This is a genomic window from Cetobacterium sp. 2G large (assembly GCF_014250655.1).
In the GTDB taxonomy this organism is placed as follows: domain Bacteria; phylum Fusobacteriota; class Fusobacteriia; order Fusobacteriales; family Fusobacteriaceae; genus Cetobacterium_A; species Cetobacterium_A somerae.
Genome location: NZ_JACHTH010000005.1, coordinates 923,960 through 941,353 on the forward strand (window position 1 = coordinate 923,960; position 17,394 = coordinate 941,353).

At 28.8% G+C, this 17,394-nt stretch carries 17 protein-coding genes; 5 read left to right on the plus strand and 12 right to left on the minus strand.

From position 1 onward, the window contains the following. Positions 1–40: 40 nt before the first annotated feature. Both H5J23_RS07285 and H5J23_RS07290 read right to left on the minus strand, forming a co-directional pair. On the minus strand, positions 41–622 hold the full coding sequence (locus H5J23_RS07285) for an HD family hydrolase (protein WP_023050699.1): 582 nt from the start codon (positions 620–622) through the stop codon (positions 41–43). A gap of 33 nt (positions 623–655) precedes the next feature. Continuing rightward, positions 656–1,870: a DEAD/DEAH box helicase gene (locus H5J23_RS07290; RefSeq protein ID WP_211231175.1), complete on the minus strand. Its 1,215-nt coding sequence runs from the start codon at positions 1,868–1,870 to the stop codon at positions 656–658. A gap of 170 nt (positions 1,871–2,040) precedes the next feature. On the opposite strand from H5J23_RS07290, the gene H5J23_RS07295 reads away from it, so the two are divergent. Beyond that, positions 2,041–2,994 carry a carbohydrate kinase family protein gene (locus tag H5J23_RS07295; RefSeq protein ID WP_185891549.1) on the plus strand — a complete coding sequence of 318 codons (954 nt, stop codon included), beginning with the start codon at positions 2,041–2,043 and terminating at the stop codon, positions 2,992–2,994. 31 nt (positions 2,995–3,025) lie between these two features. Here H5J23_RS07295 and H5J23_RS07300 read toward each other — a convergent pair whose 3' ends face one another. From H5J23_RS07300 to H5J23_RS07310, 3 genes are all read right to left on the minus strand, one after another. Continuing rightward, the gene (locus H5J23_RS07300; protein WP_023050702.1) at positions 3,026–3,700 is read right to left on the minus strand and encodes a Bax inhibitor-1/YccA family protein; all 675 of its coding nucleotides are present in this window, start codon (positions 3,698–3,700) and stop codon (positions 3,026–3,028) included. A 71-nt stretch (positions 3,701–3,771) separates the two neighbouring features. Next, positions 3,772–3,969 carry a hypothetical protein gene (locus H5J23_RS07305; RefSeq protein WP_023050703.1) on the minus strand — a complete coding sequence of 66 codons (198 nt, stop codon included), beginning with the start codon at positions 3,967–3,969 and terminating at the stop codon, positions 3,772–3,774. A 471-nt stretch (positions 3,970–4,440) separates the two neighbouring features. Beyond that, entirely contained in the window at positions 4,441–5,823 is a 1,383-nt protein-coding gene (locus H5J23_RS07310) for an MATE family efflux transporter (protein ID WP_023050704.1), read from the minus strand. A gap of 90 nt (positions 5,824–5,913) precedes the next feature. On the opposite strand from H5J23_RS07310, the gene H5J23_RS07315 reads away from it, so the two are divergent. Together H5J23_RS07315 and H5J23_RS07320 are read left to right on the plus strand one after the other, a co-directional pair. Then, positions 5,914–7,863 carry a molybdopterin-dependent oxidoreductase gene (locus H5J23_RS07315; RefSeq protein ID WP_185891551.1) on the plus strand — a complete coding sequence of 650 codons (1,950 nt, stop codon included), beginning with the start codon at positions 5,914–5,916 and terminating at the stop codon, positions 7,861–7,863. Positions 7,864–7,944: 81 nt separating this feature from the next. Beyond that, a complete protein-coding gene (locus H5J23_RS07320; RefSeq protein WP_040407221.1) occupies positions 7,945–8,652 on the plus strand; it encodes a glycerophosphodiester phosphodiesterase in 708 nt (235 codons plus the stop codon). Positions 8,653–8,705: 53 nt separating this feature from the next. Here H5J23_RS07320 and H5J23_RS07325 read toward each other — a convergent pair whose 3' ends face one another. The 7 genes from H5J23_RS07325 to H5J23_RS07355 form a co-directional block, all read right to left on the minus strand. Beyond that, on the minus strand, positions 8,706–10,343 hold the full coding sequence (locus tag H5J23_RS07325; protein WP_185891553.1) for a BCCT family transporter: 1,638 nt from the start codon (positions 10,341–10,343) through the stop codon (positions 8,706–8,708). A gap of 26 nt (positions 10,344–10,369) precedes the next feature. Further along, a complete protein-coding gene (locus H5J23_RS07330; RefSeq protein WP_185891555.1) occupies positions 10,370–10,531 on the minus strand; it encodes a hypothetical protein in 162 nt (53 codons plus the stop codon). 168 nt (positions 10,532–10,699) lie between these two features. After that, a complete protein-coding gene (gene ilvC, locus H5J23_RS07335) occupies positions 10,700–11,647 on the minus strand; it encodes a ketol-acid reductoisomerase (RefSeq protein WP_185891557.1) in 948 nt (315 codons plus the stop codon). A 29-nt stretch (positions 11,648–11,676) separates the two neighbouring features. Then, complete coding sequence (gene ilvN / locus H5J23_RS07340; RefSeq protein ID WP_023050710.1) at positions 11,677–12,159, minus strand: acetolactate synthase small subunit; 483 nt, start codon at positions 12,157–12,159, stop codon at positions 11,677–11,679. 3 nt (positions 12,160–12,162) lie between these two features. Further along, entirely contained in the window at positions 12,163–13,827 is a 1,665-nt protein-coding gene (gene ilvB / locus H5J23_RS07345; protein ID WP_185891558.1) for a biosynthetic-type acetolactate synthase large subunit, read from the minus strand. 9 nt (positions 13,828–13,836) lie between these two features. Further along, positions 13,837–15,492, minus strand: a complete 1,656-nt coding sequence (gene ilvD / locus H5J23_RS07350) for a dihydroxy-acid dehydratase (protein WP_185891560.1) — start codon at positions 15,490–15,492, stop codon at positions 13,837–13,839. Between the two features lie 283 nt (positions 15,493–15,775). After that, positions 15,776–16,264, minus strand: a complete 489-nt coding sequence (locus H5J23_RS07355) for a hypothetical protein (protein ID WP_185891562.1) — start codon at positions 16,262–16,264, stop codon at positions 15,776–15,778. A gap of 178 nt (positions 16,265–16,442) precedes the next feature. On the opposite strand from H5J23_RS07355, the gene H5J23_RS07360 reads away from it, so the two are divergent. Then, positions 16,443–16,895 carry a MarR family transcriptional regulator gene (locus H5J23_RS07360; RefSeq protein WP_185891564.1) on the plus strand — a complete coding sequence of 151 codons (453 nt, stop codon included), beginning with the start codon at positions 16,443–16,445 and terminating at the stop codon, positions 16,893–16,895. A 1-nt stretch (position 16,896) separates the two neighbouring features. Next, complete coding sequence (locus tag H5J23_RS07365; protein ID WP_185891566.1) at positions 16,897–17,340, plus strand: GNAT family N-acetyltransferase; 444 nt, start codon at positions 16,897–16,899, stop codon at positions 17,338–17,340. The last annotated feature ends 54 nt before the right edge of the window (positions 17,341–17,394 follow it).

The window sequence follows — 17,394 nt, forward strand, 5'->3', positions numbered from 1 at the left end:
TCACATGAAAAGAGAAAAATCAATAAACTTCATGTATTTTTTACTTTATAATTCCCCTCTCCTGATACTTTAAAAACTCAGGTAACATAACTTTTTCATATAGTTCAGGAACATAGATTTTTATAACTTCAGCTCTTTTTAAAACTCTCTCCATAGGAGCGTTAAATTTCTTCCAAGTATGTCCATCAGAAGTTAAGTTTTGCATAAATCCTTGATATCTATCACAAACATTTGCAAATTTAGCTTCATTACTTTCACACTCTTCAAACTCTAACCAAAGGTTTAAAAACTCATCTTTTTGATCATCTGGTAGGAGAGAGAAAAGTTTAACTGCAGCTTTTAACTCATCGTCAGCTTTATCAGGTCTTACTTCACCAAAAGCGGGAGTATCCCCAGCGTATATCTCAACTAAATCATGGATTAAAATCATTTTCAGAGATCTTTCTAAATTGACCTCTCCTTGAAAGTACTCTTTTATTGTCAAAGCAACTAAAGCCATATGCCAACTGTGCTCTGCATCATTTTCCTCTCTTTTTCCATTTACAACAAGTGATTGTCTAAAAATATCCTTCACTTTATCAATTTCAAATAAAAATGCCATCTGTTTTTGAATTCTTTCCATTTTTTATGTATCCCCCTTCTTTTAGTTTCATTTTTATCTTCTGTAACGCTTTTTTTGCTCTTCTATATTTTTTGTTCTTGCGTTTATTTTCTTATTGTACTTCTTTTTAGGTAGCTCTAATGTAGACATAACTCCTTGAGCAAACTCTATCTCCATTTCAGGAATAGAGAATCCAATTGTATTTTCAATATCTTTTAACATACTTTCATTTCTATCTGTAACAAAAAGGTATGATTCTCCTTTTTCTCCAGCTCTACCAGTTCTTCCAATTCTATGGATATAACTTTCAACATCCTCTGTAATATCATAGTTAAATATATGAGTTACTCCAGTGATGTCTACTCCTCTTGCTGCAACATCTGTTGCAACTAAAAATTGAAACTCTACATCTTTAAATGCTTTCATTATTTTCTCTCTTTTAGCTTGAGGTATATCACTATGTAGTTTTTGACAAGAGTATCCTCTAGATGATAACTCCTCTTCTAAACTATCAACTCTAACTTTAGTTCTACAGAAAATAATTCCCATAAATGGATTTGTATCATTTAATAGAGAACAAAGAGTATCTAATTTTCTTCTATCTGATGTTTTTATAATATGCTGATTTATATTTGCTAGTTTATTCTCTTTACTTTCAATAACAATATTTAGTGGTTCTTTTGTTATTCTATAAGCTATCTTCTTAACTGTAGAATCTATTGTTGCAGAGAAACAAAGAGTTTGTCTTTTTCTACTACAAACTTCAATAACTTTATCAATCTCATTTCTGAATCCCATCATAAGAATTTGATCAACCTCATCTAAAACTAATGTTTTTATTTTAGATAGATCAATTGCTTTTCTTTCTATTAAATCAACTAACCTTCCAGGAGTTCCAATAACAATATCAACTCCAGATTTTAAAGTTTCTATTTGACCAGCTATCTCTCTACCACCATAAGCTAGCATAATTTTTTTATTATCGTAATTTATTTTTTCGCACTCTTCTGCAATCTGGATTGCTAACTCTCTTGTTGGAGTTATTATTAAACTTTGTGGTAATTTCCCATTTCCACCTAAGTTTTGTATAATAGGTATTATAAAAGCTAAAGTTTTTCCACTTCCTGTAGCTGCTTGAGCTATGACATCTTTACCATTTAATATTGGTGGAATTCCCTCTTTTTGTATATCAGTTGGCTCTTTAATTCCCATCTTACTTAAAAGTTCTATTATATTTTTATTAACATTTAAATTATTAAAATTATTCACATATTCTCCTTCGATTTTAACTTTATTCAATTGTTTATTATAGCATTTATTCGCTAAAAAGGGAACAAGTATAAAATTAAGTTTTATTGTACAATTTTAATCTTTGACTTTTGTAAAAAATCTGTTAAAATATATTTATTTATTTTTTTTATATTTAGGAGGAATTTGTAATGCAAGATTGTCTAAGCGGACAAAAATATATACTAGTTTTTGGAGCTTCTGTTGTTGATATGTTTGGTTTTTGCAACTCATCATATAAAGCCTGCGATTCTATTCCAGGAAAGATAAAAATATCTTTCGGAGGAGTTTCAAGAAATATAGCTGAAAATATGGCTAGAGTTGGAGTTAAAACTAAGTTCATATCTATCATAGGAGATGATGAGATAGGACGTTCAATGTTAACTCACTCTTTAAAAATTGGATATGATATGAGAAATTCTTTAGTTTTAGAAGGAAAAAGCACACCAACGTACATGGCTATTTTAGATGAGAGCGGAGAGATGGTTTCAGCAGTAGCAGACTTAGATAGTATAAGTGCTATGACAACTGATTTTATAGACTCGAAAGCACCTATGATAGAAAATGCTGCATTTACATTCTTAGATGCTGATGATCCAGAGAACTTAGAGTACCTATTAACTAAGTTTCAAGGAAAAACAAATTTCATCTTAGACCCAATCTCTTCAATAAAAGCTGAAAAGGTTAAACATCTTATAAAATATTTCCATACAATAAAGCCTAATAGAGTTGAAGCTGAAGTTTTATCTGGTATTAAAATTAATACTAGAGAGGACTTAGAAAAAGTAGGAACTCACTTTTTATCTTTAGGAATTAAAAATGTATTTATAAGTTTAGATGCCGATGGAATTTACTATACTAACGGAGTAGAGAGTGGAACATTAAAAGCTACTGGAGTTACAGTTAAAAATGTTACAGGAGCAGGAGATTCTTTTGTTGCAGGATTAGGATTTGGTTATATGCATGACCTTCCTATAAAAGAGACTGTTAAGTTCGCTATGGCGATGTCAATTGTTACAATATCTCATGAAGAGACTATTCACCCAAACATGGGGCATGAGTTAATTCAAGAAATAATAGCAAAAACAAATTGGAATGAAAATTAAAAAAATGGACTAAATTTAGTCCATTTTTTTATTAGTTATTTCTTTTACCAAATAATCTTAAAAGATTTAGGAATAGGTTTACAAAGTCTAAGTAAAGCATTAAAGCTCCAATAGTTGAAAACTTATTATAATCTTCCTCTGTTAAATCATTAGATTGGAATATTTTTACAATTCTATTTATATCATAAGCAATTAGAGCTGTAAATAGTACTACTGCACATACAGATATAAACCATCCAAGAATTGATATTTTTAAGAATAGATTTAGGAGAGAGACAATTACTAAAGCAATTAATCCTCCTTTAAAGAAACCATCATATGATGAAAGATCCTCTTTTGTTTTTAATCCATAAATTGTCATTCCAACAAATATAAGAGATGTAACTCCTAAAACATAAAGAATAGAATATGGATTGTAGATTAACATAACTACAGAAAGAACTAAACCGTTCATAGCTGAATACGCTATAAATAAAAGTTTTGCAGTTCCACTACTTATCTTATTTATACCAAAGTTTATACCAAGAACTAATAACAACTCTGCTACTATTATAAAAGTCATATAGTTAGCTACAAAAGATATTAACGGTTGACTTTGGACAACATACCAAGAAACACCTCCTGTAATTAAAAGCCCTAAGAACATTTGCATAAAAACTTTTCTTAGAAAACTATTTTTTGTAGAAATCTCAATTGAATTATACATAATTAACCTCCTCAATTATTTTAAAATTAAATATAAAAAGCTGGCTAAGCCAGCTGTTAAAATCTATATTTTTAATCTTCATCATTTATAAACTCATATAGCTTTTTCTTATCATTCACCACTTTAGTTTTTATTTTTTCCTTTACCTCTTTTTTCATTTTTGGAATTTTCTTTTTGTCCTCCTTAGTTCCACATTTTGTGAATTCTCTTGGAATGTAGTTCATTTCATCATCTTCAAATTGATCAAAGTTCATTCTTCCGTTAGCCATTTCAATCTCCTTTAAGTTTATAAAGAGGAATTAACCTCATACTAATATTTATTATATTTTCTAGTTTTTGTCAACAAGTTTATTTTAAATTTTTCACACCCCTCAAATGTTCCAAGGAAACATTATAAATCCTATGGCTAAAATTAAAATTAAAATAACTCCCATAATTATTTTTTTTACAACACTATTTTCGCTTTTCATATATCCCCTCTTTTGTAATGAATTTACTCTATTATACTTATATTTAAATATTTTTCCTTTTTTAAATAGCTATATTATTTTTTATATATCCATGTCATATAATTATTATATTTGTGTAAATTATTAATCTGATATATACTACAACCAGTACATTGTTTCCTTATAATGTATAATAAAGTGTGTGTGTGTGTGGAAAATAGGTTCTTGAAAAAAGGACCTATTTTTCTTTTTACAGAAAAATAGGTCCCTTCAAATTTTTATTAATATTTTTTATTCATAAACTCTAATTTTAAATAGTGAGAATTGTGAACCACCATTATATTTATTAAGATTTTTTCCTACCATTAGAACCGTTACTATTGCTGCAATTATATCACATATTGGCTGAGCTAACCAGATACCTGTTAATCCATAAGCTTTTGAGAAAATCATAATTAGTGGTATCAATAAGATTACTTGTCTTAGTAAACTTAAAAACATTGCTGCTTTTCCCTCACCTATTGCTAAGAAGTAATTACTTCCTGCCATTCCTAAAGCAATTGCGGGCATAGCCATTAAATAGATTCTCATTCCATGAATAGATATTGCCATTATATCTGGATTTTTATTAAATAATCCAACTATTGTTGCAGGGAAAACCTCAACTAAGAATAATGCGATAGAAAATATTACTACTCCAGTCCATGTCGCTATTTTATAAGCCTCTTCCATTCTTCCATATTGCTTAGCTCCAAAATTATATCCAATTATAGGTTGGGCTCCTTGAGATATTCCAAACACTGGCATGAAACAAAGTAGCGCTACTGCATTTACTGTGGCCATTGCTCCAATTGCTAAATCTCCACCATGAGTTTTCAAAGCATTATTATTTACAACCTGTACCATACTTGTTGCTAATTGCATTGTAAATGGTGATATTCCTATAGCAAATATAAGTTTAACAATATCAAGGTTTAGCATTAGATTCTCTTTTTTTATTTTTAAATCAGATTTTTTACTCATATAATATACGTAAGAAAGTAGTGCTGTCATAACTTGAGAAAGTACAGTTGCATACGCAGCTCCTTTTATACCTAAACCTAAAGTAAATATAAATATTGGATCTAGAACTATATTAACAAAACAGCTAAATACCATTATTGCTGAACATATCTTTGGATTACCATCAGCTCTAATCGTACTGTTCAATGCATATCCCATAATATTAAAAACTGTACCATATAAAATAATAGTTATATACTCTCTTGCATATTTTAAAGTACTTTCACTTGCTCCAAAAGCTTTTAAAATAGGATCTCTATATATTGTTCCTAGAACTGTAATTATTACTCCTAAAATTATTGAAAGTGTAATAATGTTTCCCATTATTTTTTCAGCACTATCTCTTTTTTGTTCTCCCAGTTTTATAGAAATATTTGCAGTAGCTCCTATTCCTATTAACATTGAAAAAGCTAATACAATTGTTACTATTGGCATTGTTATTCCAACTCCAGTAATAGCCAAAGCTCCAATCTCATCCATATTTCCTATAAAAATTCTATCAACCACATTATATAGGGCACTTACAAGCATACTAATTATTGCAGGAATAGAATATTTTATAAGTAATTTTTTAATGTCTCCATTATGTAGAGTTAATTCCTGTTGTTTCACGTGTTCCTCCTTAATTTTTTCTCATCCTTTCATCATAACATTTTTTTTAAAAATATGATATAATTTATTTATTTTTTAGGAGGATTTTTAATGGAAATATTTAAAAATAGTTGTTCTCTTGATTGTTTTGATGTATGTAAAATTGATGTATATAAAGAAGATGGAAAAGTGGTTAAGCTTCAGGGAAATAAGGAGCATAATTTAACAGATGGTTTTTTATGTTCTAAGGGTCTTAAACATTTAAACCGTCTTTATGATGAAAATAGAATTTTAAAACCGCTTTTAAAAGTAGGAGAGGGATTTAAAGAGATCTCTTTTGAAGAAGCTTTAGATATTTTAAAAAATAGATTGAGTGAAATAAAAAATAGTAACTCTACAAACTCTATTATCCACTATAGTGAATCTGGAGCTGGAGGACTTTTAAAAGGAATACATGATATATTTTTTAATTTTTTAGGAGGAATTTCAACAGCTAGCGGAGGAACTTGTTGGTCTGCAGGATGTGCTGCTCATGATTACGATTTTGGAGGAAGAAAGACAAGTGATTTAGATGATATGAAAAATGCTAAAGTTATAATTCTTTGGTCTAGAAATCCAGCGATAACATCAGTTCATCTGTATAAAAAATTAATTGAAATGAAAAAATTAGGAGTTAAAATTATAACAATTGATTTTAGAACAAATGAAACTTCCGTAATAAGTGATTTACATATTAATGTTAAGGGTGGAAGTGATGGAGCTTTAGCTCTAGCACTTTGTAAAATGGCTTTTGAACACAACCTAGTTGATTATAATTTTTCTAAAAATAATATAGTTGGTTTTGAAACCTTTAAAGAGTATCTTGATACTATAACTTTAGATGAACTTCTGTTAGATTGTGGCATCACTAAAGATACAATAACAAAACTTTTAGATTATATATCTCTTGGAAACATTATGACTTTTATTGGATATGGATTACAAAGATATGTTAATGGTGGAAATAGTGTAAGAGCTATTGACGCTTTAATGAGCATAACAGGAAATGTTGGAAAAAGTGGAACTGGTGTTTTCTATTCTAGTAAGATTTATCCTCAAGTATTAGATAGAGATCCTTATAAAAGTTCAAACTTTGCTAAAAACTCTCGCGAGTTTCCAATTACAAAATTTAGTGAGTTTGTTGCAGAAAATGAAATTAAAGCTATTTTTATAAGTAAAGCTAATCCTTTAAATCAACTTCCAAATTTAAATAAAACTTTAGAGGCTTACAAGTCTATACCTTTAAAAGTGTGTTTTGATATGTTTTTAACTGATACTGTAAAAAACAGTGATCTTATAATTCCTGTTACAAACACACTTGAAAGTGAAGATATTATATACTCATCTATGCTTATGCCATCTTTAATGTATAATGAAAAGGTTGTTGAGCCCTTAGATTATAGAATGGAGGAGTTTGAGTTTTTTAAGGAGTTAGCAAAAATTTTAGATTTAAAAAATTATCCACAAGTTTCTAAAACAGAGTATTTAAATAAAGTTTTAGCACCTTTAAATATAAATGTTGAAGATTTAAAAAAACAAGATTTAAATATAGAAAAAGGATATATTGCTTGGGAAGATAAAAAGTTTAAAACACCATCAGAAAAAATTGAAATTTATAGTGAAACAGCTTTAGCAGATGGATTTGAACCAATGCCTATTTTTATGAAAGCAACAAAAGGAAGTGATGAGTATCCAATTAGACTTGTGACACCTCATTGTAAAGATTCTTTATTTAACCAACATGTTGGAGATATTGATGGTATATCAAGTATATATCTATCAACAAAAAATATTGAAAACTTTCAGGAGGGGGAGATAGTTATTGTTTCATCTCAAAATGGAAGTATTTTATCCCAAGTAAAAATTGATTCAAATTTAAAAAAAGATGAAGCTTATATTTTTATGCAATGGAGTAAAAAACAGGGCAATCCAAATTTTTTAACAAATAGTCTTTCCTCTGATATTGGTGGTCAAGTTGCATATTACGATACTTTTATAAATATAAGAAAAAGTATTGTTTAAAACTTGTAAACTAATTTGACAAGTTAATATAAAAAAAATATAATGACCTTGAATTTATACAAACTTATTCTAGGAGGAAATATGGAAATATTAGCACATAGAGGTGCATCTGGAACTGCGCCTGAAAATACAATTGCAGCATTTAAAAAAGCTTTAATTGATGGATGTGATGGTTTCGAGTTTGACGTTCAACAAACAAAAGATGGGAAAATTGTTGTATTTCATGATTGGACTTTAGAAAGAACTAGTAACGGTCAAGGACACTTAAGAGATTATACATTGGAAGAGCTAAAAAAATTAGATGTAGGAAGTTGGTTTAGTGATAAATTTAAAGGAGAACAAATTCCAACTTTAGAGGAAACTTTAGATATTATTCCAGATGATAAACTTATTAATATTGAATTAAAAGAGGAGCACTCTGTTGAAAGAGGTACCGAAAATAAAGTTCTAGAAATAATTAAAAGATATCCGAATAAAAATATTATCGTTTCATCTTTTAGCCATAATCTTTTAAAAAATTTAAAAGAGTTAGATAGCTCTATTAAGGTGGGTATTCTTTTAGAAAGTGCTCTTGTTAATTTAGATAAATATATTGAAAATTTAGGTTTTAACATAGATGGATATCATCCTAGCAAAAGTTTTCTTAATCAAAAAGATGTTAATTACCTAAACTCTAAAAATATAGATATTAATGTTTGGACTGTTAATTCTTCTAAAGATGCTAAAATATTAAAAGATATGGGTGTTACAAGAATAATCACTAATTTTCCAAAAGAGATTAAAAAGTAATTATATAAAAAAGAGGTCTTAATAAACTTAGACCTCTTTTTTTACGATATATTTTATTTTTTTATACTCTTAATTGCATCTGAAAGATCATTAATCTCTTCTAAAGACATCTTTCGAAGTTCATTTCTTAAAGCAATTTGTTTTTTTATATACATGTCTCTTTTTAAAGAGTAAAACATTGTAAATATCATTATTGGAAATAAAATCAATAATGGAAAAGCTATTATAATTGAAGCGGTTTTAAGCATATTTAATCCTCCAGCAAATATTAGAGCTATGGCCAGAAGAGATTGTGTAATACCCCATATTAACTTTTTATAACTTGGAGGATTTAAATCTCCATCTGAACTCATCATTCCTAAAACATATGTAGCAGAATCAGCTGAAGTTATAAAAAATGATCCTAATAACAGTATTGCTATTCCACTCATTAAGGCTCCAAATCTATATTGACCAAAAACTAAAAATAGAGCTGTTTCTGTATTTTCAACTGCAACTGTTGCAAACTCTTTTCCAAGAGTTACACCTAAAGTTCCAAAAGCTGAAAACCATATAAAGGAAACTACTGATGGAATTATAACTACTCCAATTACAAACTCTCTTATAGTTCTTCCCTTTGATATTCTAGCAATAAAAGTTCCAACAAAAGGTGTCCATGCAACCCAGTTAGACCAATAAAATATTGTCCATGCTGACATCCATTTATTATCACCGAAACTATTTGTTTTTAAACTAATTTTTAAAAAATTATTTAAATAGTTTCCTAAATTTTCAGAAAAAACATTAAATATCGATATAGTAGGTCCTAATATAATAACCATTAATAGTAATACAACAGATATTAATACATTTATATTTGAAAGTATTTTTATGCCTTTATCTAAAGATCCCAAAGCTGAAGCTATAAATATAACTGTTACAATAGTTATTATAACTATTTGGCTTAATATGCTATTTGGTATATTAAAAAGATAGTTTAATCCACTGTTTATTTGTAGAGCTCCTAACCCTAAAGTTGTTGCAACACCAGTTATTGTAGCTAAAATTGCGATTATATCTATTATAGTTTTCACTTTTTTTTCATAGGATTTCCCTTTTAAAATAGGTGAAAAGAGAGAACTTATAAGTCCTTTTTCTCCCTTTCTAAATTGAAAATATGCCATTGCCAATGCTAAAAAACTATAAATTGCCCAAGGATGAATACCCCAATGAAAAAATGATGTTTTAAAAGCAAAATCTATTGCCTCTTTAGTTCCGCCATCTATCCCTCCTATTGGATAAGCATAATGAGTCATTGGTTCAGCTACTCCAAAGAACACTAATCCTACTCCCATTCCTGCAGAAAAAAGCATAGAAAACCAAGAAAGGTTAGAGTACTCAGGTTTAGAATTATCTTTTCCAAGTTTTATATTTCCATAACTACTACAACATAGAAATAAACAAACTAATGCTATTACAAGTACAATGATTAAATATAAAAATCCAAAGTTTGTAATTATAGAATCAAGAAGATTTGTCGTAGCTTTTTCAAAAGTAATTTTGTCCAAACCAATTATTGATAAAATGACAAAAATAATTAAAAATGTTGTATAAAATATGGTGTTTTCTTTAGGTATAGCTTTTTCTAAAATTTTTGTTTTTTTATCAATTTCACCAGAGTTTTTGCCGTTGTCATAACTATAGCTTCCCATATTATTCCTCCTTTAAACCATTAGTTTTATCCATAAAAAAGACAAAATATAGTTGATAATAAAAATATAAGATAGATAATATAATTTTCTAAAGAATTAGTTAATTTGCTTCTATTAAAATAAATTTTTCTTCGACTGTTATTACTTTTGTTTATATAGTTTAAATTTACAGTATTTAAAAATTTCATAACTATCTACCTCCTTTTTATACTAACTATGTTGTAAATATATTCAAAAATTTATTTTATAATCCTTTTTATCTTTATTTGAATTTATTTTTCTTAATTTATGATTATAGGTTTTTTATGTTATAACAAATAAAAATCACAGAACTGTGTCTGTGATCTGTCTTTTTTTTATTTTTTAAACATCATCTCTCTTAATTCATTTCCAACAACTTCAATTTTTTCATCTTTACATCTATTTCTCATAGTTTTTAAAATTGGATATCCCGCTTGCCCTTCTAAAATAAAATCTTTAGCGAATCTTCCATTTCTAATATCCTCTAAAACTTCTTTCATATTCTCTCTACTCTCTTTTGTAACAATTTTTTTTCCAGTTGTATAGTCTCCATATTCCGCAGTATTTGAAATCGATTCTCTCATTGCTGCAAACCCTTTTGAATAGATTAAATCTACTATTAATTTCATCTCATGAACACATTCAAAATATGCTAATTTTTCATCATAGCCTGCATCTAATAGTGTTTCATAACCTGCTTTCATTAATTCTACTAATCCCCCACATAAAACAGCTTGTTCTCCAAATAAATCTGTTTCTGTTTCATCTTTAAAGGTAGTTTCTAAAACCCCTAAATTCAAACAAACTCCCTTAGCCCAATCTTTAGCCAATTGAAGTGTTTCTTTAGACGGATCTTGATAAACAGAGATTAAGGCAGGTACTCCCTCTTTTTCTAAAAATTTTTCTCTCACTTTATGACCTGGAGACTTTGGTGCAACCATAAACACATTTAAATCCTTTCTTGGAGTAATTTGTGAATAATGAATATTAAAACCATGAGCAAATCCTAAAAACGCTCCATTTTTTAGCTCACTCTTTAAGTAATTTTTATATAATTCTGGTTGGTTTTCATCAGGTACTAAAAGCATAGCTACATCTGCAACTCTTGCTCCATCCTTCAAATTTAAAACTTCAAATCCATCCTCTTTAGCTCTATCCCAACTTTGACTATCCTCTCTTAATGCTACACTTACATCATAACCACAATCTTTTAAATTTAAAGCATGTGCATGCCCTTGTGACCCATACCCAAATACAACAACCTTTTTTCCTGATAAACTCATAACAACTCCTCCTCATATCTATTTTTATTTTAAACCTCTAATCCTCTACTCATTGCTGATACACCTGTTCTTGCTATCTCTAAAACATTAAAATTTTTAATAAGCTTTAAAAAACCATCTATTTTTCCAATATCTCCTGTTATCTCAACAATTAAACTTTCAAGTGCTACATCTACAACTGACCCTCTATATATATCTAATATTTGAAGTAACTCCTGTCTATTTTTAGAATTAACTTTTATTTTTATTAAAACTAACTCTCTAAAAACACTCTCTCTTGAAAAAGCTTTAATAAACTCAACATCAAATAATTTTTCAGCTTGTACAATAACTTGATTTAATGTGTATTCATCCCAAAATCCAGTTATTGTCATTCTTACAGTATCCTCTGGATATCCCTCTCCTGCTGTTATATTTTCTATATTTATCCCTCTTTTTTGAAATAGTCCAGATATTTTATTTAAAACTCCAGGTTTATTTTTCATAACTAATAGTATTCTTTTAGCATCCATAAACTATTCACCTCCAATTGTATATTCATAGGATTTTCCAGCTGGTATTATTGGATATACATTGTGTTTATAAGACATTTGAATATCAACTAAATAGGGTTTATCATTTTCTAAAATCTCTTTTAATTTTTTAAGATTATCAATATTATCTATTTTATCCCCATCTATAAAATGAGCATTTCCTAGTTTTACAAAATCTGGATTAACATCTAAAATTACACTTGAATACCTTTTATTGTTAAATAGCTCCTGCCACTGTTTTACCATTCCTAAGGCACCATTATTGAAAATCAAAATTTTTACAGGTAATTTATATTGTGCTAGTAAAATCAGCTCCTGTTGATTCATTTGAAATCCTCCATCTCCTAGTATAGCTAACACTTTTTTATTTGGATTAGCTATCTGTGCTCCAATTGCTGCTGGTAATCCATATCCCATTGTTCCTGCTCCACCTGATGTACAAAACTGAAATGGTTTTTTTATATCTAAATGTTGTGCTGTAAACATCTGGTGTTGTCCAACATCTGTTACTACAATATAATTTTCATCTAAAATTTCATTTAACATACTTAATGTAGATATTTGATTTAATTCTTCATCTTTAAAAACTTCTAAAGTTTTAAAGCTGTCTCGCCACATTTCAAACTCTATTTTTAAATCTAAGTTTAAAATTCTATTTAAAATATCTTTTGCATCTCCTATAATTGGTAGATCCACAACAATATTTTTATTTACTTCCGCTCTATCTATCTCTATATGGATTTTTTTAGAGTTTGGTGAGAACCTATTTTTATCTCCTACTATCCTATCATCAAATCTCATTCCAACACATATTAATAGATCACTTTCATTAACAGCTCTATTAGCTTCTATTAGTCCATGCATTCCTATCATTCCTAAATACCCTTTATCATTTTTATTAAATACTCCCAATCCCATAAGGGTTGATACAACAGGAATTTTAGTTTTATTAATAAACTCTCTTACCTCTTCTATACATCTAGCATTTAACACTCCTCCCCCCACTACTAGAACTGGTTTTTTTGAGCTATTAAGATAATCTTCAAACTCTTCTATCTCTTTATTTGTATATGTAGATTTAAATTTTCTCATCTCTTGGATATCCTCTTTTAAAAATCTTTCAAATAAAGAATAATCAATTGTTAACTCTTGAATATTTTTAGGAATATCTACTAAAACTGGTCCTGGTCTCCCATGTTTTGATAGTGTATAAGCTTCTTTCAATATTTTTGGAAGCTCACATATATCTCTCACTAAATAGTTATTTTTAGTAATTGGAGAAGTGATTCCAATAATATCACTCTCTTGAAAAGAATCTTTTCCTAAAAAAGATGTACTTACTTGTCCTGTTATGATAAGTAAAGGTATCGAATCCATATGAGCAGTCATAATTCCTGTAACTAAATTAGTTGCTCCAGGTCCAGATGTTGCTAAACAAACTCCAGGAACTTTTTTAGTTCTTGCATAACCATCTGCACTATGAACTGCCCCTTGTTCATGTCTTGTCATATAATGATTTATTCCTTTAAAATCATATAGTGCATCATATATAGGAATTACTGCTCCACCTGGATATCCAAATATATCTTTAACTCCTAAATACTTTAATGTTTCTAAAACTATTTTAGCTCCTGTTATTTTTTCCATACTTTCCTCCTATTTCATAACTGCTCCCTCTGATGCATCTGAAACTAACTTCATATATTTTTGTAGCATTCTATTTTTTACATTTTTTTCTAAAATAGACATATTTTTTTTCCTTTCCTCTATCTCTTCATTAGAAACTAATAACTCTAGTTTTTTATTGGGTATATCTATTTCAATATAATCTCCATCCTTTACGTAAGCTATAAGTCCACCATCTAAAGCTTCTGGTGATATATGACCTATAGCTGCTCCTCTAGAACCACCTGAAAATCTTCCATCTGTTATTAAAGCACAATACATATCTAGTCCCATTCCAGAAAGAGCTCCTGTTGGAGATAACATCTCTCTCATTCCTGGTCCTCCTTTAGGTCCTTCATACTTAATAACAATTACATCTCCCTTTTCAATATTCCCACCTAAGATAGCCTCTGTAGCACTTTCTTCACAATTAAATACTTTAGCAGTTCCCTTATGAACTAACATACTTGGATGTACTGCACCTGATTTTACAACAGCTCCTTTTAATGCTAAATTTCCTTTTAATATAGATATACCTCCACTAGTAAAATATGGATTGGAAAAATCTCTAATGACATCTTTATCTAAAACTCTTCCATCTTCTGCAACTTCTAAAATATTTCTTAATGAAACTGTGTTATTTGATTTTAAAAGATTATATTTTTTTAAAACATTTAATACAGCACTTACTCCACCAGCCTCATTAAAATCCTCTATAAAAATTGAACTAGCAGGAGACAGTTTTACAATCTGTTTTGTCTTTTTAGATATTTCATCAAAGACATTTAAATCTAAACTTATTCCTCCTTCATAAGCTATTGCTGGAATATGTAACGTAGTATTTGTTGAGCCACCTAAAGCCATATCTACTACAACAGAGTTATATAAACTATCTCTATTTAAAATATCTCTTGCTTTTATATCCCTTTTTAATAACTCCATTATTTGCATTCCTGTTTCTTTTGCTAATCTCTTTCTCTCTGAATAAACACTAGGTATTGTTCCATTTCCAGGAAGTGCTATTCCTAAAGCTTCAGTTAAACAGTTCATTGTATTTGCAGTATACATTCCAGAACATGACCCACATGTTTTGCAAACTTCATGCTCAGCTTCATTTAACTCTTCTAGTGTCATCTCTTTATTTTGAACTTTTCCAACATACTCAAAAAGATCTGATATCCCTATTTTTTTACCTTGAAATTTCCCAGCTAGCATTGGACCTCCACTTACAAAAATAGATGGAAGATTTAATCTCATAGCTGCCATTAGCATCCCTGGAACAACCTTATCACAACTAGGCATAAAAACTAATGCATCAAAAGGCATGGCATAAGCTGTTGCTTCAATAGAGTCAGCTATAATCTCCCTTGTTGGAAGAGAGTTATTCATTCCCTCATGTCCCATGGCTATCCCATCACAAATAGCTATAGTATTAAATTCCATAGGAACTCCTCCAGACATATAGATTCCAGCCTTCACCTCTTCTACAAGCTCTTTTAAATGAATATGTCCTGGAACTAACTCATTATATGAGTTGACAACTCCTATTTTAGGAAGAGCTATCTCCTTATCAGTTAACCCCATTGAATAAAATAGTGATCTGTGTGGTGCTTTTGTTAATCCCTTTGTTACAATATCGCTTCTCATTGTTACCCTCCTTTAACTTTCAAGCAAAAATATATAAAAAAAGAGCTTAAATCCGTAGACTTAAGCTCTTAAAACTTCTAACTATTGCTCAAGCCTTTATTTTTTAAACAAAATAAGGCTTGAATATTTTCAGAGAAACAACTCGTCAAATCCAAACCCAAAAGCATATTATTATAATTATAGTAAATAAGTTTTTGAATTTGTTCATGAGTGCTTCCTCCTTTTTCTAATTTTTATAGATTCTATATTAATTTTTTTTAAATGTCAATATTTTTTTATTTTTTTAAAATCCAAATGGGTTATATCTAACACTTGAACCAACAGATTTGCTTTTTGTTGTTGTTCTTTCAACTGAGTTTGAATGAGTAGTTGTATTAGAATTTCTCATGGTAGTTGTCATTGTTCCGTTAGAACCATATGGTTGTGTATATGTCTCAGTTTTACTAGTTCCAACAGTATTAGAAGTTGAAGTTCCTGTTTTATGTGTCTCTGTAACTGTTTTATTTTTTCCATATATCTCATTGCTAAATCCACTATTCATATGCCCAAAATTACTACTACTTGAACTTCCAAAATTATTATTAAAGTTACGTTCAAAATCATGATTAAAAGAGCTATTATTTGAACTATTATATAGTGCTGTAGCTAATATTGTATTTGCTACTAGATTCATATCTAACCCATTACCTCTTGTTTGCTGCCCTTCATATGATGTTGCGGCACATCCTGTTAAAATAAAAAATATTAATAAAACTCCATTTATCTTTTTCATCTATTTTCTCCTTTTAAATGATTAAATTATTTTTTTACATTATATCCTACTACAAAATACCTTTATTTAGTTTTTTTATACATGAATACCTCAAAAAATAACATGATTTTTTTATTTTTGTTGAATTTTCCACAATTTTACTGTATACTTATTTTAATATATTTTTAAAGGTGGGTTTATGAAAGAAATACTTAGAGAGATTGGAATGATTAGTCGGTGTTGTGCAACTATTAGTGATATTGAGTTTAAAGATATTAATCTTTCAAAAGGTCAATATCTGTATCTTGTAAGGATTTATGAAAATCCAGGAATAATCCAAGATAAGGTCGCTTCTATGTTAAAAGTAGACCGGTCTACTGCTGCTAAATCTATTAAAAAATTAGTAGAAGATGGATTAATAAAAAAAGAGAAGGATGAAAATAATAAAAAAGAGTTAAAACTATACTGTACTGAAAAAGGGGAAAAACTTTATCCCTTTCTTCAAAGAGAGGAAGAGTATAGTACCCAGATTATGACTGAAAATCTTACTCCAGATGAAATTGAAACTACACTTAAAGCTCTTTACAAAATGAGGGTCAATATAGAAAAAGAGTGGGAAAATATAAAAAAGGGATTTATTAGGAGGTATTAAAATGATTTTATGTAAAAAATTTGAAGAACTAACACTTGAGGAACTTTATGAAATTTTAAAATTAAGATCTGAAGTTTTTGTTGTAGAACAAAATTGTATTTATAATGATATTGATGGAAAAGATAAGGCATCTTTTCATGTTATAATAAAGGAAAATAATGAAATTACAGCTTACCTTAGAGTACTTCCTCCAGGTATTTCATATGAAAATGCTTCTTTAGGTAGAGTTTTAGTAGCAAAGGATGCTAGAGGTATGGGGTATGCTAAAGCTATTGTTACAGAAGGAATCAATTGTGTTTTAAGAAATTTCAATACAAATAAAATCACTATTGGTGCTCAAGAATATTTAAAAGATTTTTACAGCGAATTTGGGTTTAAACCAGTTTCTGAAGTTTATGATGAAGATGGTATTCCTCATTTAGATATGACATTAAATATTGTATAATAATCGATTCAATTAAAAACAGCTTAAATCGAAAAAAGATTTAAGCTGTTTTAT